At 63.8% G+C, this 18,806-nt stretch carries 19 protein-coding genes; 7 read left to right on the forward strand and 12 right to left on the reverse strand.

Translation table 11 applies throughout. The features are described 5' to 3' along the window. Positions 1 to 142: 142 nt before the first annotated feature. From PLANPX_RS14665 to PLANPX_RS14675, 3 genes are all read left to right on the forward strand, one after another. Positions 143 to 1,600 carry a PhoPQ-activated pathogenicity-related family protein gene (locus PLANPX_RS14665; RefSeq protein ID WP_172992074.1) on the forward strand — a complete coding sequence of 486 codons (1,458 nt, stop codon included), beginning with the start codon at positions 143 to 145 and terminating at the stop codon, positions 1,598 to 1,600. Between the two features lie 81 nt (positions 1,601 to 1,681). Further along, complete coding sequence (locus PLANPX_RS14670; protein ID WP_152099458.1) at positions 1,682 to 3,196, forward strand: aldehyde dehydrogenase (NADP(+)); 1,515 nt, start codon at positions 1,682 to 1,684, stop codon at positions 3,194 to 3,196. A gap of 161 nt (positions 3,197 to 3,357) precedes the next feature. Then, on the forward strand, positions 3,358 to 4,287 hold the full coding sequence (locus PLANPX_RS14675; RefSeq protein ID WP_152099459.1) for a DUF1559 domain-containing protein: 930 nt from the start codon (positions 3,358 to 3,360) through the stop codon (positions 4,285 to 4,287). A 102-nt stretch (positions 4,288 to 4,389) separates the two neighbouring features. Here the strand turns inward: PLANPX_RS14675 and PLANPX_RS14680 are convergent, their stop codons facing one another. The 9 genes from PLANPX_RS14680 to PLANPX_RS14720 all read right to left on the reverse strand — a co-directional run bounded on the left by PLANPX_RS14680 (position 4,390) and on the right by PLANPX_RS14720 (position 12,004). Beyond that, positions 4,390 to 5,022 (reverse strand): hypothetical protein, encoded by a 633-nt coding sequence (locus PLANPX_RS14680; protein ID WP_152099460.1) that lies wholly within the window; start codon positions 5,020 to 5,022, stop codon positions 4,390 to 4,392. A 125-nt stretch (positions 5,023 to 5,147) separates the two neighbouring features. After that, a complete protein-coding gene (locus tag PLANPX_RS14685; protein ID WP_152099461.1) occupies positions 5,148 to 5,519 on the reverse strand; it encodes a hypothetical protein in 372 nt (123 codons plus the stop codon). 86 nt (positions 5,520 to 5,605) lie between these two features. Continuing rightward, positions 5,606 to 6,037 (reverse strand): hypothetical protein, encoded by a 432-nt coding sequence (locus tag PLANPX_RS14690; protein ID WP_152099462.1) that lies wholly within the window; start codon positions 6,035 to 6,037, stop codon positions 5,606 to 5,608. Between the two features lie 719 nt (positions 6,038 to 6,756). Next, positions 6,757 to 7,251: an NADAR family protein gene (locus PLANPX_RS14695; protein ID WP_232536123.1), complete on the reverse strand. Its 495-nt coding sequence runs from the start codon at positions 7,249 to 7,251 to the stop codon at positions 6,757 to 6,759. A gap of 90 nt (positions 7,252 to 7,341) precedes the next feature. Further along, on the reverse strand, positions 7,342 to 7,827 hold the full coding sequence (locus PLANPX_RS14700) for a GNAT family N-acetyltransferase (protein WP_152099463.1): 486 nt from the start codon (positions 7,825 to 7,827) through the stop codon (positions 7,342 to 7,344). A gap of 184 nt (positions 7,828 to 8,011) precedes the next feature. Then, the gene (locus PLANPX_RS14705; RefSeq protein WP_152099464.1) at positions 8,012 to 9,085 is read right to left on the reverse strand and encodes an HlyD family secretion protein; all 1,074 of its coding nucleotides are present in this window, start codon (positions 9,083 to 9,085) and stop codon (positions 8,012 to 8,014) included. A 170-nt stretch (positions 9,086 to 9,255) separates the two neighbouring features. Next, on the reverse strand, positions 9,256 to 9,978 hold the full coding sequence (locus PLANPX_RS14710; RefSeq protein WP_152099465.1) for an ABC transporter ATP-binding protein: 723 nt from the start codon (positions 9,976 to 9,978) through the stop codon (positions 9,256 to 9,258). A 223-nt stretch (positions 9,979 to 10,201) separates the two neighbouring features. Next, the gene (locus PLANPX_RS14715; RefSeq protein ID WP_152099466.1) at positions 10,202 to 11,344 is read right to left on the reverse strand and encodes an ABC transporter permease; all 1,143 of its coding nucleotides are present in this window, start codon (positions 11,342 to 11,344) and stop codon (positions 10,202 to 10,204) included. A gap of 9 nt (positions 11,345 to 11,353) precedes the next feature. Continuing rightward, positions 11,354 to 12,004 (reverse strand): CerR family C-terminal domain-containing protein, encoded by a 651-nt coding sequence (locus PLANPX_RS14720; RefSeq protein WP_152099467.1) that lies wholly within the window; start codon positions 12,002 to 12,004, stop codon positions 11,354 to 11,356. A 304-nt stretch (positions 12,005 to 12,308) separates the two neighbouring features. Between PLANPX_RS14720 and PLANPX_RS14725 the strand changes: the two genes are divergently transcribed. The 4 genes from PLANPX_RS14725 (at position 12,309) to PLANPX_RS14735 (ending at position 15,593) form a co-directional block, all read left to right on the forward strand. Then, entirely contained in the window at positions 12,309 to 13,388 is a 1,080-nt protein-coding gene (locus PLANPX_RS14725) for a zinc-binding dehydrogenase (protein ID WP_152099468.1), read from the forward strand. Between the two features lie 477 nt (positions 13,389 to 13,865). After that, positions 13,866 to 14,030, forward strand: a complete 165-nt coding sequence (locus PLANPX_RS27400) for a hypothetical protein (RefSeq protein WP_172992075.1) — start codon at positions 13,866 to 13,868, stop codon at positions 14,028 to 14,030. 57 nt (positions 14,031 to 14,087) lie between these two features. Further along, complete coding sequence (locus PLANPX_RS14730; RefSeq protein ID WP_152099469.1) at positions 14,088 to 15,062, forward strand: GGDEF domain-containing protein; 975 nt, start codon at positions 14,088 to 14,090, stop codon at positions 15,060 to 15,062. Positions 15,063 to 15,269: 207 nt separating this feature from the next. Further along, entirely contained in the window at positions 15,270 to 15,593 is a 324-nt protein-coding gene (locus PLANPX_RS14735; RefSeq protein ID WP_152099470.1) for a DUF6793 family protein, read from the forward strand. Between the two features lie 249 nt (positions 15,594 to 15,842). Here PLANPX_RS14735 and PLANPX_RS27405 read toward each other — a convergent pair whose 3' ends face one another. The 3 genes from PLANPX_RS27405 to PLANPX_RS14750 all read right to left on the reverse strand — a co-directional run bounded on the left by PLANPX_RS27405 (position 15,843) and on the right by PLANPX_RS14750 (position 18,799). Then, complete coding sequence (locus PLANPX_RS27405) at positions 15,843 to 16,640, reverse strand: hypothetical protein (protein ID WP_172992076.1); 798 nt, start codon at positions 16,638 to 16,640, stop codon at positions 15,843 to 15,845. A gap of 699 nt (positions 16,641 to 17,339) precedes the next feature. Further along, a complete protein-coding gene (locus tag PLANPX_RS14745; protein ID WP_152099471.1) occupies positions 17,340 to 17,951 on the reverse strand; it encodes a superoxide dismutase in 612 nt (203 codons plus the stop codon). 512 nt (positions 17,952 to 18,463) lie between these two features. Continuing rightward, entirely contained in the window at positions 18,464 to 18,799 is a 336-nt protein-coding gene (locus tag PLANPX_RS14750) for a hypothetical protein (protein WP_152099472.1), read from the reverse strand. Positions 18,800 to 18,806 lie beyond the last annotated feature (7 nt).

Raw genomic sequence — 18,806 nt, forward strand, 5'->3', positions numbered from 1 at the left:
ATCCGCGCCCGTACATTTGTATGATAATTATGCATCGCCGGCCCGACCTTTTCAAGCCGCCCTTATCGCAGACGTGACTCGCCGCTCATCCATGGCAGCTTACGCAGCTTTCCACCGCATTCACGACTTCCTGGAATCTTCTATGCCATCGAAGTACTTGCTGGCGATCGCGCTCGGCCTCCTCTGCTTCGCTCCCCGCGCCGGCGCCGGCGCCGACGACGCCGTCGCGTCCAGCAAACCTTCGCCGCTACTCGACTACGTCAAAGCGGCCGACCCAGCGTTCAAGTGGGAGGTCGCCAAGCAAGTCGACAGCGGCGCGACCCAAACCACCGTCATCAAGCTCACGTCGCAAACCTGGCGCACCCCTGCGGAAGTCAACCGCACGGTGTGGGAGCACTATCTCGTCGTCGTGAAGCCCGCCAAAACCACGAGCGACAAAGCGCTGTTGATCGTCGCGGGCGGCGGCAACGATCGGCCGGTTCCCGAGGATGCGAACCCGCTGATGAAGACGATCGCCCAATCGACCGGCAGCGTCGTCGCCGAACTTCGCATGGTCCCCAATCAGCCGCTCATCTTCCACGGCGACGGCGTCCCCCGCATCGAAGACAACCTCATTGGCTACGGCTGGGCGCAGTTTCTCGAAACGGGAGACGCCACGTGGCTGCCGCGGCTGCCGATGGTGAAAAGCGTCGCCGCCGCGATGGATTGCCTCCAGCAATGGTCCGCCGAGCATGGCGACAAGCTGGAAAAGTTCGTCGTCGCCGGCGCCTCGAAGCGGGGTTGGACCACCTGGATGATTGCCGCCGTCGATCCCCGCGTCGAAGCGATCGTGCCGATCGTGATCGACGTGCTCAACCTGCGGAAGTCGATGCAGCATCACGCCGCCGCCTACGGATTCTGGGCGACTGCCGTCGGCAACTACTTCAAACACAACATTTTCCAGCGTTCGGCCCACCCGCGGATGACGCAGCTATATGAAATCGAAGACCCGTACAACTACATCGATCGCGTCACCATTCCGAAATACATCGTCAATGCCAGCGGCGATCAATTCTTCTGTCCCGACTCGTCGCAGTTCTACTACGACGACCTCCGTGGCGAGAAACTGCTCCGTTACGTGCCGAACTCCGATCACTCGGTCGACGCCAGCCTCGACGCCGTCACGAGCATGATGGCGTACTACCAGATGATTGTCGCCAACCGTCCGCGTCCCACCATGAACTGGACGTTTGAGGACGACGGTTCCATCCGCGTCGTGAGCGACCAACCGCCACGCGCCGCCCGTTTGTGGCAAGCAACTAATCCCGCTGCCCGCGACTTCCGCGTCGTGAGCATTGGCAAGGCATATACGAGCACCGAGCTCACCCCCGAGGCCGATGGCTCGTACGTCGCTCGACTAGAAGCGCCGGAAAAGGGTTGGTCGGCCTCGTTCGTGGAGTTCGAGTTCGATTCAGGCGGCAGTTTTCCGCTCAAAGCCTCGACCGCAGTTAGGATCTTGTCAGATCGCTTGCCGTTCGAGGGCATCGACATGGCCACGGTTCCATACGAGCCAGACCTGTTGAAACAACAGGCGGAAGACGCCGCCGCGTCTTCCAAGTAACGCCGCGTTGCCTTCACGGGCGCGGCGCCTAGCATTTCGCAATCAAGTTAGTTTGATCAATCGAGATAGGGCAGGGCGGCAATGATTCGCGACATTCTCGTAGACGGCAGTTGGCGCCCTTCGTCGGGTACTGAAACGTTTCAAGCGGTCAACCCGCTCACCGGCGACACGCTGCCGGCGCAGTTCCCCATCAGCACGTGGGACGATTGCGATCGCGCGCTCACCGCCGCCGCTGCCGCCTTCGAGGTGCTGAGGGAAACGCCAGGCGATCGCATCGCCGCTTTCTTCGATCGCTATGCCGAGTCGCTGCAAGAGCATGCCGACGAACTCGTCGCGCAAGCCCACCTGGAATCGGGCCTCCCGACAACGCCGCGGTTGCGCGACGTCGAATTGCCGCGAACCATCAACCAGCTGCGTCTCGCTGCCGAAGCGGTGCGCGACGGCGGCTGGCGGCTCCCCACGATCGACGCCGCCGCCAACATTCGCTCGTACCTGGCGCCAATCGGGCCGGTGTGCGTCTTCGGCCCCAGCAACTTTCCGTTTGCGTTCGGCGCCGTCGCGGGGGGCGATTTCGCCGCCGCCATCGCCGCGGGCAACCCCGTGATCGCGAAGGCCCACCCCCTCCACCCCGAAACAGCCCGCATGCTCGCGGTCCTCGCCGTCGAAGCGCTCCGCGACGCCGGCCTACCGAGCGCCACGGTTCAGTTGCTCTATCACCTGAAGCCAGAAGATGGCGAGCGCCTCGTTTCCGACCACCGCATCGCCGCCTCGGCCTTCACCGGCAGCAAGCCATCGGGGCTGCGACTCAAGCGCGCCGCCGACGACGCCGGCAAGCTCATCTTCTTGGAACTCTCCAGCACAAACCCCGTCGTGATCCTCCCCGGCGTCCTCGCGGAGCGCGGCCCGCAACTCGCCACCGAGTTTTGCGACAGCGCCCTCATGGGCGGCGGCCAATTCTGCACCAATCCCGGCATCGTCCTGCTGCTCGCGAGCGAACCGACCGAAGCCTTCATCCGCGACGTGTCGCAGCAATACCAGGCTCGCCCCGCCGGCCGACTGATGTCCGCGGGCGTCGTCGCCGCACTCAACGCCAGCGTCGCCACGCTTCGCACCGCGGGGGCCGCGCTCATCGCCGAGGGCTCCGCCGCCGATACCGCCGCGTTCACGCACGCCAACACGTTGCTGCGCGTCTCCGCCAGCGACTGGCTCGGACAACCGCAAACCTTCCAAACCGAAGCCTTCGGCAACGCCTCGCTCTTCGTCGTCGCCGCGTCGGTCGCCGAAGCGAGCGAAGTCCTGCGGGCACTCGAGGGCAACCTCACCGGCTGCATCTACTCGGCAAAAGACGGCTCCGAGGACGCCGACTACGACGCCCTCGCGCACGTCCTACGTCCCCGCGTCGGGCGGCTCCTCAACGACAAAATGCCGACCGGCGTCGCCGTCTCGCCCGCCATGAACCACGGCGGACCCTACCCAGCCACCGGCAATCCCCACTTCACGGCGGTCGGCATCCCGGCCTCCATCCGACGGTTTACCGCGCTCCACTGCTTCGACAACGTCCGACAGCACCGCCTGCCGGCGTGCCTCCGGGACTAAATCCGCGGCGTAAGCGGCGACGTTCGCGGCACGGATGTCGATGAAATAGCCGCCGCAGTCGCAATAGTGGCCGCTGATCGCGTTGGAGCCTTTCGCCCGCGCGCGGTAAAATCGGGATTCGCATTCCCCTCCGCCGCGGCGTACGACGAATCCAGCTCCGCATGCCCCTGCGCCAGCACGACAGACCGAGCCTTCGCAGCGAGTCTCGCACTCGCCAGCGCGCGTTCACACTGGTCGAGCTCCTAGTCGTCATCGCCATCATTGGCGTTCTTGTCGCGCTCTTGCTGCCAGCCGTGCAAGCCGCCCGCGAAGCCAGCCGCCGTAGCCAGTGCGCCAACAACCTGCGGCAAGTCGGCCTCGCCGTCCAGTCGCACCTCGCCGCGCGGGGCTACTTCCCCCACAGCTGGCCCAATGGCGACAACGAAATCACCTGGGGCCGCAGCCTGCTTCCCTACCTGGAGCAAGGCTCGCTCGAAAAATCGTGGAACCCCGCCATCGGCATGCTCGAGGGCTCGAACCAACAAGTGATCGCCAACCCGATCTCGATCTTGAAGTGCCCCTCGGCGCCCAGCCAACCGACCTACGAAGGAACCGACAAAGGCGTCACGCGCACCTTCGGCACAAGCGACTACAAGGGGGTCGAGGGCGTCCTTGCCGACGATCCGGTTTTCGCCAGTTGGCAACGCAAAGATTGGCTCCCCGGCGTCATCGGCCGCGCGCCGGTCGAATTACGCCTAGTTACCGACGGCACGTCCCACACGGCCACCGTCGTCGAATCGACGGGCGATCGAATCCTCTACGGCCCGCAGTTCACGCAGACGGCGGAAATTTGGTGGCACACCGACGGCGCATGGGCAGGCCGCGCGCTCGCCGGACTCGCGCCGACGAAATACGGCCCGGTGTTTGGCGTCGACCTCTGCTCGATCAACTGCTCGAACCAGTACGATGCGCCGCCTTATAGCTTCCACCCGGGCGGCGCCCAGGTGATGATTGCCGACGGCAGCATCCGCTTCCTGCAGCAGGACATGGACGTCTTCACCCTCGGCTGCCTCTTCGCGTACGACGACGAAGCAGTCACGAGCACGCCGTAACCCTAGCCCCGGGCTCCGCCCGGGGGTCGCTCACCATGCCGAACCGGTTTGCCCAACGGGTTGGAAACTCACCCCCGGGCGGAGCCCGGGGCTAAGAACAAATCAATCCGCCGCACGAGCCTGCGGCTGCGGCACCACCGGTTCGCGATACGACGGCGGCGTGGTGCGCGGCATGAGCGCCGGTTCAGGATGCGGGGTCTGCGGGTAACGAATCGGCGCTCCAGGTTCGACGCGCTCGGCAGATTCCTGTGACGTGATCGGCGCCGCTACTGGTCCGTAAGAAGTGAGCGGATACCCAACCGCGATCGGCGGTTGTCCATTCGCCGAGTGGAATACCTGCCCCGAAGCCGTGTCGACGATGTAGCAGCCGTGCCCGCCGATCGCTCCGTAGGCCGTCGCCTGGTACCGCCCCGCGCTGCCAGCCCCCTGGCACTGCGGGCAACCCGGCGGTACGAGCCGCTCCTCCCGCACAATTTGTTTCCGCCCGTCGGCGTCGGCGACAATCCGCTCCTCGATGAAGCGCGTCCGGATCGCGCCGATCGGCGCCGTCGGCTCTTCCGCTAGCAGCGACTTATCCGATTTCGGCAGCGACGCCTCCGGTATGAGCGGGTCGTGCGGCAGCGGCGGAACGACCTCCTTCACTTCCTCATCGGCGAAGGCGCGAAGCGTCCAATCAATCCCAGACGCAGTCCAACCGACGGCAACGCCGACGAGAAGCAAACAGAACGTTCGCATCGAAAGTCTCCCAATAGCCAAGATCTGCGATCAATGACGAGACGGCGACTGGGAGTATACTCGCGCGAGGCGCGGAGACGCAGCAGAAAAATGTTGAGAACGAAGCCCGAGTTTCGGTGCTATCGTTACAACGCGGCGTTCGCAAACCGCCGCCCCAATTCCGTCGCTCGAAATCGCAGCACGTCGATCCGCGCCGCATTCCCCGCCGACGGCGGTTCGATTTCGACCAGGTCGAGCGTTTGCAACTCGCTCGCCGATGCACTCACCGCCGTCATGTCGTCGGGCCGATCGTCGCTGTCGACGATATCGGTGATCGGCACCCACGTATCGTCCGGCTCCGACCCCGGCGCGATCTCCTTGAGCGTCACGAGCGCGTGCCGACTGAGACTCTCAACCGCCCGCTGCAGCACGCTCAACTCTTGCGCACTGAACTCCCGCTTCGCACGCTCCAACGCAGCAGCAATCGCCGCGCGATCCTTATAAGTCGTCGCACTCATCTCGCATCGCCCTCCTGAACCCTGAACCCCGACTGCTGAACCCATCGCCCAACAGTCTCGCTCATCAGAGGCTCAACGAGCAAGATTCACGCCAATTTCCGCACGGCGAGGGCCGCGACCGACGCCGTTCCCTCGTCCAGCGGCGGCGCCTCGTAGATCCGCGGCGCCTCCGCCGCCGGCCCCTCGCCGGCCCATTCGCGGATCCCTTGCAGCGTCGGCGGAATGCTGCGACCGGTGAGGCCGACGTACTCCGCCTTCACCAAAATCGTCGAATCGTCGGCGATAACGCGCAACCTGATCCGGTACTGGTGCAGCGGCAGCTGCCGACCGAACTGCCTTACGGACTGCAGCTCGGCAGGGTGGTAGATATCGAAACTCGCCCCCTCGCGCCCGTGACGCGTAACGCGAAACACGTAGCGGGGCAGATCGAGCCAAACATTGGAGGACGGCCGCTCGTCGGCGGCCGCCATCACCGAGCCGTCGAGCGGCCCGCCGGTGAAAGCGATGCGCAGAGCCATGATACTATCGGTGGGAGTATAGGGGTGAGGAGCAGGCAGGGGAGGGGAGCAGGAACAGGCAAGCCACGCACTACTCAATCATACGACTTACGAGTGCGTGAGAATTTATTTCGGGCGGCTGAGCGGTAAGTTTCTCGCCAAGCCGCAAAGACGCAAAGGATCGCCAAGAAAGACAAAAGACTGAACAGTGGGAATCAATTGAACCAAGAAATCAATTAATGAATTTTTCGTAACTCACGCACTCCCCCTTTCATCTATTCTTTGCGTTTTCTTTGCGCCTTCGCGCCTTTGCGAGAGACGTCAAACACAAGTAATCAATTGAGTTAGCAGCCAGTGGAACCAGTCTAGTCGTTTCAATCGTTCCCTATGCAGAAATCGCCGTCGCGTCACTCCGACGACTTACTGTCGTCCAGCTGATCGCCAACTGCGCTCCGCTGCATCGAACACAACCAAACCGATGTGCCATCGAGCGCCAGACGATCAGGTGACGAAACCGCTTGATTCCAAACCTTCTCAGCAATTCTCTCAAATGGGGCGGCGTCCACAGCGGCCGACGAGCACCAGCAAACAGACGAGAACGTAAGTTGGCTGCGACTTCCGTGCCAAAGCCGGCGTCGTGCGATGAGGCGATTAAGCCACATCGTCGCGGCGCGAGTTGTCACGCTCAAACCGTGTAAAAGCGATCGCCGCCAGCGGCGCGCCGCGATCCCAGTGTGTCGTTAGCCCTCTGCTTGGCTTCGCAACTCGGCACGCACTTCCATCAGAATCCGGCCAAGCCAATTCTGCCCGCCGCCGTGTTGGCCACACCCCCAAAAATAGTCCGACGGCGCCGCCTCGATCAGTTCCGCATCGCCGGTTCCCAGCAAGAGCGCCGCGAGAGCCGGGTGCGTCGCAAACTTCTTCCGCACTGCTGTCCGCATCACCTCGACCTTCGCCGCTTCCCAATCGTCGCGCAGCGGAATCCTGCGCGAATGGCCCAGCTGCTTCGCCAGCTTCGGATTCGCCGCGCGCCGAATCGCTTCCGCATGGCCGGCGTCGCGAAACTTCATCGCCTGGAAATAATGCTCGACCGTCGGATACCAACGCCCGTCGAGCTCGACCCCGTACGGAGCAAAGTTGGAAAACTCGCCGAACGGCTCCGCCACCGAGTAGAACGCAATCGCCATGTTGCTCGCACCACTGCCGTCGTCGTTATCAGCCGTCGCGGCTGTCACGTCAACGACACAATTGGCGGATGCTCGGTTCGGCGCTGAGCTGGAGACCAGAACTTGCCTAGCACGTCAGTTCGCGAGTGTGGGCGTCGCTCATTTCTTAAGCGTCCACAGCCACACCGGGCCATCCTCCGGGTCGACCACCTCGCCCGCGAGCGCAAACCTGTTCTTCTCCAACACCCGGCACGAAGCGTTCCGCTCCGGCAGCGTGTGCGCGATCACATTCCAGCCAGCGCCAAGTCGCTTGAGCTCGGCGGCCATCGCCGTCGCGTAGCCGCGTCCTTCGTAGGCCGGGAATGTGTAGTACGCGATCTCGACCAGCCGATCCGCCGTCGGCCCCGCCTTGAAGCCGCACGTGCCGATCAGCTGCGCGACGGCGTCGTCGACGGCAAGATAGCACCCCCACGGCGCCGGCCGCGGTTTTGCTTTGAGAAACTCGCCGGTCTGGGCGACGACCTCCAAAATCTCCGCCGCCATCGAGCCAAGCGCAGCGTGCGCGTATGCTTCGAGCGCCACCTGCGATTCGCGCGACGCTTCAAGAAGTTGATCAGTAATTTCGACCAGACGTATTGACGGCATGATTTATTATATGGGTGACAAGATTCGTAGGATGGGTGCTCGCACTCATCTCGCACGCCACCAATCTGACGCCGCTCAGCCGTTCGATCAAGCATCGAAGCGATGGCTTCGCTCTTCAAAACCAACGGAGGCGTGCAATCTCCTCTCCACGTCCAAGGTGCGTGCAAGCCCCCACCCTACGCGATCATCGCCCCACGGCCGCCGTCTCGACGCGACCTTTCGACTTATCCAAGAACACGTCGATCTGCTGCCCCACGTACACCTCGCGCGGCGCCGACTCGACGGCGTAAATCACCTGCAGCACCCGCGTGTCGATCCGCTCGTTGCCGAAACCCGTCAGCGAACGCTTCGGCTCGGTAAACGGTTCGATCCTCACGAACGATAGCTTGAGCGGGTGATCGGCGTCGCCGCGGACGAAGCCTTCGCCTGGCATCCCCGGTTCGAGTCGCGGCAGATCTTGCTCGTCGATGTCGACCCGCACGTGCAGCTTCGACACGTCGCCCAGCACCACCAGCGGCTTGCCCGGCGGCGTGCCGACGTACTCGCCCGGCCGCACGTCGACCTTCAGCACCCGACCGGCAATTGGCGACCGCACCGCCAGCCGATCGATCTCGACGCGGGCTTGCGCGACTTGCGCTTCCATCCGCTCGACCTGCGCCCGCGCCACGGCGACGTCGGCCTTCCACGCCCCCGCCTTGAGCCGGGCATCCTCGGCGAGCGATTGCGTCAGCTCGGCCTGCGCCGCCTGATAAGCCTGCTCGCGCTCGACGAGCTCCTGCTCCGCCATCGCGTTCTTCGCCACGAGCGTTCGCGTGCGGTGGAGTTGATCGCGCCGCAACTCAACATCAGCCTGAAACTTCTTCACCCGCGCCTCGCTCGGCGGCACATCCTCTTGCCGCGGCATTTGCTGCCAACGGCCAAGCGTCGCCTCCGCCTCGGCCAGCAAGCTCTTCTGCACGGCCAGCTCGGCTTGAAGTTGCCGATCGTCGAGCCGGAACAACACATCGCCCGCCGTGACCTCGGCGCCCTCGAGCACCTTCACCTCGACGACCGTACCGGGGGTAATCGCCGCGACCTCAATGTTTTCCGAACGAGGCTCAATCAGCCCCACGCCCGCGACGACCTCAGTAAACGGCGCCCGCGACGGCTCGACCACCGGTTCGGTCTGCGGCGTCGCCTGCGACGAACTCGCCACATGCCACGCCATGTACGAAAACGCCGCGACGGCCACCAGCGGCAATCCAAAACTGCGAACCATGACGCACGACCTTTTACTGTTTCGAACTTAGATCAATGCAATAACTCTTGGGGTGCCACTGGCATCTTGCCAGTGCTGAAGTGGAAACTCGCTCCGCACTTCTCACTGGCAAGATGCCAGTGGCGCCCATTGAACACCCTCTGACAATTGAAACATTCGACTTCACATTGCTACGACACGCTCGTCACGCGACCATCCGCCATTTCAATCGTCCGATCGCCATACTCCAGCACGCGCGAGTCGTGCGTCACGACGATCACCGACCGCCCCGGCTCGACCGCCACTTGTTTGAGCAGTTCCATCACCGTCCTCCCCGAGTGGGCGTCGAGCGCCGCCGTCGGCTCGTCGCACACCAATAGCCGCGGCCCATGCACCAGCGCCCGCGCGATCGCCACGCGCTGCTGCTGCCCGCCCGAAAGCTGCGACGGCCGCGAATGGAATTTGTCGCTTAGTCCGACTTGCTCCAGGACTTCGTTCGCACGGATCAGCGCCTTCGCGCGAGCCCAACCTTGAATCAGCAGCGGCACCGACACGTTTTCCGCCGCCGTCAGGGCAGGGAGGAGGTTGTACTGCTGGAACACGAACCCGACGTTCGCCGCGCGAAAATCAACGAGCCGCCGCCCCCGGAGAGCCGATTGTAGCTCGCCAAAAAGTTCGACTTCCCCTTCGGTCGGATCGAGCAAGCCGGCTATGATCGAAATGAGCGTCGTCTTGCCGCAACCACTCGGCCCGACGAGCAGCGTCAGCTCGCTCGTGAGGACGTCGACGTCGATCTCATGCAGCACGCGAATCCGCGTCTCGCCGTCGCCAAACTCCTTTACGACGCCGCGGCAGCGCACGCCCACTTCGCGGGCTTCGGCAATCATCGGCGATTCGAGCAATGTGCTGTTCATACCTGTTTCGTTCTTAGAAAGCTCTCTTAAATGGGTGCCACTGGCATCTTGCCAGTGCGGAAGTGGGTACTCGCTCGCCACTTCTCACTGGCAAGATGCCAGTGGCACCCTGTGGGAGGCGTCTCCGACGCCGATTTCGCTCACCACTCCCAACCAGTTCGCCTCCTCAGCGCGGCATCGGGATCGGAGATCTCTCCCACATTCTTCGCTGCGAACGCCGCACTTACCCTCTAAACACCACCGCCGGTTCCAACACCAACACCTTCCGCAAACTCATCACGCTCGCCAGCAACACGATCAGCACCACCACCGCCGCCGTGCCGAGCGCGATCTCCGGCAGCAAATACAACCCGCGCAAATTCGGATTCAAATCGGCCGTGAACTCGAAAAACGCCGCCGTCATCCCAATACCGAGGCAGTAGCCGATGATGCCAACGATCGTCGCCTGCAGCAGCACCATCGCGATCAGCCGCCCGTTGCGCAGCCCCATCGCTTTCAGCGCGCCGAACTGCTTCAGGTTCTCCAGCGTGAACAAGTAAAACGTCTGCCCCGCGATCGCGGCGCCGACGAGGAACCCGAGCATGATCGTGATCCCAAAGTTCACCGGAATGCCGGTGTTCCGCAGGTAGTAGCCGACGACCATCCACAGGAAGTCGTGGTTGTCGAGCGCTCGCAGCGAGGTTTGCTCGTCGATCGCGTCGAGCACCGCCGCCTGATCCGCCCCCGGCGTCACGCGGCCGACGACGAAAGAAAGCTGCCGCCGCTGCGGCGGCACATAGTTCATCGCGAGCGAGTAGCGCGTGAAGATGACCGGGAACGTGAAGAACGGCGACGACACGTCGCAAATGCCGACGACGACCGCGCGACGATCGTTCATCTCGATCTCGCGCCCCAGCACCTTCGGCTCGCCCGGCCAAAGTAAGCCGTAGCCGATGTCGTCGATAATCACCGAATCGGGCCGCCGCAAATCGGCAAGGTTCCCTTGCAACATCTTCACCGGCGCGCCGACCAGCGATTGATCATCGACGCCAATGAGAATCGATTGCCAAAAGTGCCCCGTGTCGGTGCGCGCTCGCGTCTGTCCCTTGTACAGCGGCACGGCCCACTCGACGCCCGACACGCCGCGTACGCGGTAGAGATCGCTTTCCGACAACGGCTTGATGTCGTCGGCATTTTGCGTGTACGGGTCCATCACCCAAAAGTCGGGCTCGCGGACGTCGATCACTTGGCTCGCCGTCCGCTTAATGATGCCGACGAAGATCGACGTCTGCTGCGAAATGAGCAACACGCCAAACGCCACGCCGAAGACGGTGCCAAAATACTTGGCCCGATCTCCCGTCAACATTTTCCACGCGACCCAATTCATGGCACGCTCTCAGTTGACTTGCTCGCCGCGCGGGGCGTCCGCCAGCAATGGTTCTCCGTACCCCAGCGCCGCCAAACAAAACCGCGTGATGTGCCCGGTCAGCACGTCGACGTTGAGCGACTGAAAACCTTCCTCGCCCATCAAGACGCGAATTACCGGCTGCTGTAGTTGGTAGAACAGCACCTGCCCCACAATGCTGAACCCAATCATCCAAGTCTGCTGATCCCACTCGCGGCCAGGGAACAACTCCGCCATGATCACGCCGAGCGTCTTGGCGGACGGCCGGATGTACGCTTCGACAAACTCGCGGCACGATTCGCTCGGCCGCGATAGTTCCCGCAGCATCAACTCCTGATGCCACTCCGGCCGCTGCGAGTTCAGCTTTTCCTCGAGCATGCGGCGGATGAACGCTCGCAGTTTGTCGGTGGCCGTGTAAGATTCGGGCCAACTCACGTCGTCGAGATCCTCGACGCGGCACGTCTGGGCGTGTTCCAAACAGGCCCGGTAGAGGCCCCGCTTGTCGCCGAAGTGATAGTTGACCGCCGCGACGTTGGCCCCCGCGTTTTGGCAGATTTCGCGGATGCCGACAGCGTCGTAACCCCTTTCAGCGAAAGAGGCTCCGGCGGTTTCGATCAGCTTGGTTTTGATGTCGTCCGGCACTGGCGAATACCCAAAAACTGGCAAGAACAACTGTTTTAAACGACCGCTTGAATGGCATCTTATGGGGATGTCGGCAGGAAATCAAGCGCTTGTTTAATTTTGTTACTCCATTGATTGAACTCGGTAAGTGAGAAATTGTCCGTAGAGATTGTGGGAGGGGTCTCCGACCCCGAGACCGCTCTCCAGGCCCATGACCTCTCGGTGTGGAAGCCGGACTCGGCGTCGGAGACGCCTCCCACAGATTTAGACAGCGGCAAATCTCCGCGAGCGTTTCCATCAAGCGCGGAACTCCCAGGCAGTATCCATGAGCCGAGCCATCCTCTTCCACGGCCCGCAACGCCCCTTCGAACTCGCCGCCGTCGAACCGCCGCCGCTCGGCCCCGGCGAACTCCTCGTCCGCATCCTCGCCTGCACCATCTGCCGCAGCGATCTCCACACCCACGCCGGCCGCCGCCACGGCCATACTCCAGCGATCCTCGGTCATGAAATCGTCGGCCGCATCGAAGCCTTTGGCCCCGACGCCGCTCCCGTCGACCTCGCAGGAACGCCCGCTAGCGTCGGCGACCGCATCACCTGGTCGATCGTCGTCGGCTGCGGCGCGTGCTACTTTTGCGAGCGCGACCTGCCGCAGAAGTGCGTCGAACTCTACAAGTACGGCCACGAAGCGGTGACCGAAAAGCGGCCGCTTGGCGGCGGATTAGCGGACCACATCATCCTCGTTCGCAACACCGCGTGGCTGCGACTCCCAGAGAAGCTGCCGACGCCGATCGCGGCCCTCGCCAACTGCGCCGGGGCCACGGCCGCCTCGGCACTTCGCGCCGCCGGCCCAATCGCCGGCCAGCGTGTGCTGGTCCTCGGCGCCGGCGTGCTGGGGGCATTCGCCTGCGCGATGGCGAGCGCCGCGGGCGCCAGCTACATCGCCGCCGTCGACCCGCAAGCCGCTTGCCGCGAACGGGCCGTCGCGTTCGGCGCGAACGCGACGTTCGACGCCGCCCGCAGCGACCTGGTCGAGGCCCTCCGCGCCGCCGCGGGCGGCATCGGCTTCGACGTCGTGCTCGAACTCGCCGGCGTCACCCCCTCGGTCGCCACCGCTCTCGCCGCCGTCCGCACCGGCGGCACGGCGATCCTCGTCGGCTCGGTCGCTCATTGCGATTCGCTGCCGATCGATCCCGAGCAAATCGTCCGCCGGATGATCACGCTCCGCGGCGTCCACAACTACCACCCCCGCGATCTGCAAGCGGCGGTGGCCTTCCTCGCTGGCCCCGCCGCCGCGTTCCCCTTCGCCTCGCTGCTAGTCGCCGATTACAACCTCAGCGACGCCGACGCCGCGTTCGAGCAAGCCCACGCTTACCCCGGCGCCCGGATCTGCGTCCACTGCGAGTAGGACGCGGCTCCCCTAGCCCCGGGCTCCGCCCGGGGGTCGCTCACCACGCAGATGCAGCTCCGACCTATCGAGACATCTGGCCCCCTCCCCCTTGAGGGAGTAACGAGCACGATCGCCAGCGGCGATCGAGCGCAGGCGGTAGTTAGTGCGTAGCACTGGGCTGGGGAGGGGGTGGAACCCTGGTACCCACTGCCGTCCCCCCTCCCTAACCCTTCCCCTCAAGGGGAGGGGGTCTCATGGTTCCATTTCTCTTGAGACCCCCTAAACCACCTCCGGTCGTAACGATTACTCCGCTCCCGCAGGCCACATAAGCGACGACCAAGTCGCATATTTAACATGAGACTCGCCTCCGCCCGTGGAGCCCCGAAACCACCGCGTTTCCCACGCGAAATCGCCCACTTCCCCCGGCATATCGACCTATCTTTGCTTAACGGCTTCCCGATGCACAGAGCCGCACGACCGCGAGCTTGGACTCAGATGCGCACCTTCGATTCGATCGGCGAATGGATCAAACTCAGTCTGCACGATGGCTGGCGTTGGATTCTTGCGCTGAATACGCAGGAGTGGTTTCTGCTACTGGGGATCACCGCCGCCGCAGGCTTTTGCTGCATGCGCGGCTTCGGATCTCGCAACAGCTATTAACGCCCAAACGCGACCCGACAATTCGTTCGCGGCGCGTTCCGGCAAACGGCGGATGCTATGACGCTCGCTCAACTCTTCTCCGACCACAACATCTACTTCGATGCGACGGCCCTCGCCCTGGTGGCGCTGTTGGGCTACGCGTTTGGTCGCCGCACGCGCCAGGCGCAGTCGACGCCGACCGAGGTGACGCTGCTCATCGAACTCGCCCGCGCGCAGTGCGTCGCCAAAGACCTCGAACACCTCGCGCAGCGTCTCCGCACCGAAACCAACGGCCAACTCGCCGCGATTGCGGGCTTCCAGGGCCAGGTCGAGGCGATGCAAAAGGGCGCCACCGCGGCAGAATGGCGGCACCTCCGCCTTCAAGCCGACGCACTCATGGGCCCCACGATGGCGCTCGCCAGTTCGCTGTCGGTCGCCTGCGATGAAATCCGCGATCACCAGAGCCGGCTGATGACGTTTGCCGAGGCCCGCGTCGATCGCGAAACGGGCGTCCTCAATCGCCGCGCCCTGGTCGAACACCTGCAAGCCCGCCTCTCGACGCCGAGCGAAGGCAAAAAGAAAGTCTCGCTCGTCCTCTGCAGCATCGACGTCGATCCTTACGCCGCCGTACTAGACGGCGACGAGCAGTTGATCAGCGCCGCCCGGCTCATCGAACAATACGCCCGCGGCAACGATCTCGTCGCCCGCTACGGGCCGCAAGAGTTCGCCGTGCTGCTCCCGCGGACGACGCTCGAAGGGGGCCTGATCGTCGGCGAGCGAATCCTCAAGGTGGTCGACGCCTCGCTCGAACGCCGCAGCTGGGCCGGCGTCGTCGAAGCCGAGATCGAAGAATCGTCCGAAGAGTTGCTCGCTCGCGCCGACGCCGCCCTCCGCGCGGCGGCTCGCGCCGAAGTGTCGACGCTCTTCCTGCACGACGGGTCCGCCGCGCGACGGCACCCGTTCGAGTTGCCGATGCATCGGCCGCACGTGGCCGACGCGGCTCCAGGCGACGCCCTTCCCGAAGGCGAGTCGCTGTTCGACGTCGCGAACTAGCGCACGCCGCGGTTTGCTTGACGCTCGTTTTCGCCCGCGAAATGCCCGCAACGCGGCCCGCAAGTTGACTCGTCGCGTCTCCGTGTTCTAAATTGTCAGTGAGAGGCCGTAGTGGGTGCGTTCGCATCCCCCATACGCCGACGCCGGCACGATTCCCATCGCCACGCGATGTTCGCACCGCGTCGCTAGTCTTGAAAGGAGCTTGCCATGCCGCTATTCGAAGTCGAGACGGACAGCCACATCATCATCACCTGGGCGTCCGACAGCGACGAAGCGTCCGCCGTCGTTTCCAACGCTTACCCGCACGACACCGTCCTGCGGTTGACGAAGCGTCCCCGCGACACCTGGGTGATCTCCAAGAGCGCCTTGGGCCTCAGCGGCAAGAACGATCCCTGCAACACGGCCCGCGACTGCCTGTCGAAGTCGGGCGGCGACAAGGTCCACGCGATCCGCCTCTACATGCACGAGACTGGCTCCGACCTAGAGCAATCGCAGAAGGCGATCGAATCGAACATGGTGATGGGCTGGTAAGCGGCCCGCATCACAAGCACGTTCGAACAGCGATAAAACAACAAAACTCGCGAGCCAGCGTCAAAGCCAGTCCGCGAGTTTTTTGTTTTGACTGCTTGAACATCCCTAGCCCCGGGCTCCGCCCGGGGGTCGGCGTCGTTCTCGTAAGACAACGCCAATCGGTATGGTTAGCCACCCCCGGGCGGAGCCCGGGGCTAGAAGCGCAACATCGGCGCGCCATTCAACAACTTCGAATCGATGCTCGCACGCCTACCAATAACGATTTGAACCCGCAGGCGCCGCGCTCGCCGGAGCGGTCGTCGCCGCTGCATCGCCAGTCGCGGCAGGCGTCGTTGCCGCCGGCGTGCTCGTCGGCGACGTCGGCAAGCTCGCCACGTTCATCCCCGAGTAGCTGCTCGTCCCGCCTGGACGATACGATCCAGTGGCCGTCGAAGCGACCGAGGCGGTCGACGCCGGCGTCACTGGGGCAGGAGAGTAGGGCGCCGGCGTGCTCGCAGCCGGCATCACGGGAGCCAGGTTCGCTCCGCCCGACGGCGGCGCGCCGTAGGGCGTAGCGTTCGCAAGTTCCGTGGTCGGCGAATAGCTCGCCGCAGCCGACGCGACCGTCGATGCAGCCGCACCGGCGTCGGCAACGGCTTGGCCATAACGGTCGGGCATGGTCGAGACGGTGCTCGCCACCGGCGTCTTCGGCGCTGGCGTCGAGGATGGATTGTACGGCCCGGTGGCGCCAGTCGCGCCCGTCATCGACGGGACGACGTTCGCAGCGACCGCCGAAGGCGTGAACGTCGGAGCATCGGTGCTCGGATAACCGCCGCTCGCGGCAGCGGTCGAGCCGCCGGCCGGCTTACCCGTCCCAGCGGCAAGTTGCGTGGAGCTGGCTCCCGCTTTCTTCGCCGCGTCGGAAGGCAGTTCAGGCGCCGCGTGGGCGAGAGCCGTGTCGCTCGTCTTGGCCGTTTTGGCCCAAGGCATCTTCGGGGCAGATTTGCAGCCGATCGACCCCGACGCCGTCAAAGCCAACAGGCTCAGCGTGAGAGCGGTCTTCTTCATGGCTTCCATGCCTCGTTGGTCGGGCTTCGGCCGTTCATCCTTGAACGACTGGCCCTGCTTGATTCGTGGGTATCGCCGTCGCGGGGTGACGGCGTCGGCGCGATACATCCTCGCGCAACGATCTCCTACTCGGACCTTCGGCACGAGCGGGTCGCCGCGATGAGGAAAAAACTAACGCTTGCAACGATTCTCTGGCGCCAGCATCTTTCGCTGAGCGCGGGGCGATTATAGGAGCCGCCCATCGAGCGTCAACGGCAGTTGCATGCGTTCGTGAGCGCGTCGAAGTGCGAGCGGTGACAGCAATAACCGCGGCCGGTTTTGGATGAATCCCACCGCAAGTCATTAGCCCCGATAGGGGCGGCATGTTGTAGCCGGGGGCGCAAGCCCCCGGACAGCTCCGAGATTGTTGACAGAGCCCCGGAGGGGCGACGCCATTCGTGCCGTTTGGAATTCTATCGCCCCTCCGGGGCTTCGAATCATCATCGTGCACGGCGACCGGGGGTTTGCGCTCCCGGCTACATCATTTCGCCCCTTCGGGGCTATCACTCAACCATCTCTTCAACGTGCACAACATCAAACGCCGCGCACCAACCAAGCGCACAAAAATGCGTCCCCCAGACAACCGCCTGAGGGACGCATTTACGATTTCAACAGCGCCAGACCGCCCGCACGCAACCGTGCGAACGCCGGCCCTCGCGATTAACCCTTCGCCTTCGCGTACCGCTCGCCCACCGCTTTCCAGTCGATGACGTTGAAGATCGCCGCCAGGTAATCGGGACGCTTGTTCTGGTACTTCAAGTAGTAGGCGTGTTCCCAAACGTCGATCCCCAGGATCGGCGTGCGGCCTTCCATATAGGGGTTGTCTTGGTTCGGGGTGCTCTCAACGAGCAGCTTGCCGCTCTTATCGACGCTCAACCACGACCAGCCGCTGCCGAACCGCGTGATCGCGGCGTTCGTGAGGGCTTCCTTCGTCTTCGCGAAGCCGCCAAGCTCGGCGTTGATCGCGTCGGCCAGGGCGCCGGTCGGCTCGCCGCCGCCGTTCGGGCTGAGGATCAACCAAAACAGCGAGTGGTTGGCGTGACCGCCGCCGTTATTCCGCACGGCGCCGCGAATCTTCTCGGGAATCGAGTTGATGTTGCGGCAGAGGTCTTCGATCGATTGCTCCGGCACGTCCGAACCGGCGAGCGCTTCGTTCAGCTTGGTGACGTACGTCGCGTGATGGCGATCATGGTGGATCTCCATCGTCAGCGCGTCGATGTGCGGCTCGAGAGCGTTCTTCGGGTAGGGCAACTCGGGAAGCGTGTAAGCCATGACTGTTCTCCCTCGTGTATCGTGACTGCGTCGAAAGCGACGCCCGTTCCGTGCGATCAATCGCCGAAAACAAGCCCCAGTTCATCCGGGGACGGCGAAACGCTCAAGATACCGGAGCGGCTAATGGCTGACAATTGCCGGCCATTAGCCGAGCGACAACTGAGTCAGCAATTAATGTTCTGTTAGGCAGAAGGCCTAGCGACTTGGCCGAATGCTACTCGCGCTAACGTAGCCCCGACAGGGGCGACATGTTGTAGCCGGGGGCGTAAGCCCCCGGACAGCGATGCCGTTACGAGCAGAGCCCCGGCGGGGCGACACCATTCGTGCTGCTTGGAAATCTGTCGCCCATCCGGGGCTTCAAATGACATTGTGCGCGGCAACCGGGGGCTCACGCCCCCGGCTACATCATTCCGCCCTTCGGGGCTATATCATTGCTCAACGTCCGCTAAGCTCCACACCGCTCCACCGGATCCTGAAGGCCTTCGGCCAATGAATGCTCGGCCGCAACCTGCTCAGTTCGCCACGCGATCCACGCGGCGCCGACCCGCTTGGTCGAGCAACAGCCGAATCTCGCGCTGCTGCTCGTGCAACAACTCCAGCTGCGCCGAAAGCGACTCCAGCAACAAATCGTCCTGCGACTGCGACTCCGTCGCCGTGTGCGAACTGTCGCGGCGGCTTCCGCGCTCCTTGAGCATCGGCATCGACTCGTCGGCAAACGCCGCGTCGACGGCATGCGGCTGCAGGTCGATGTTCGCGTCGCTGCGCACCGGGCTCGCCATCGGACCGCGCGCCCGGCGCGAACCGACGATGCCTGTTCCCTCAGCGGTTTCTCGAATTTCTGCACGCATCTCGCAT

It is taken from the genome of Lacipirellula parvula, from assembly GCF_009177095.1.
In the GTDB taxonomy this organism is placed as follows: Bacteria; Planctomycetota; Planctomycetia; order Pirellulales; family Lacipirellulaceae; genus Lacipirellula; species Lacipirellula parvula.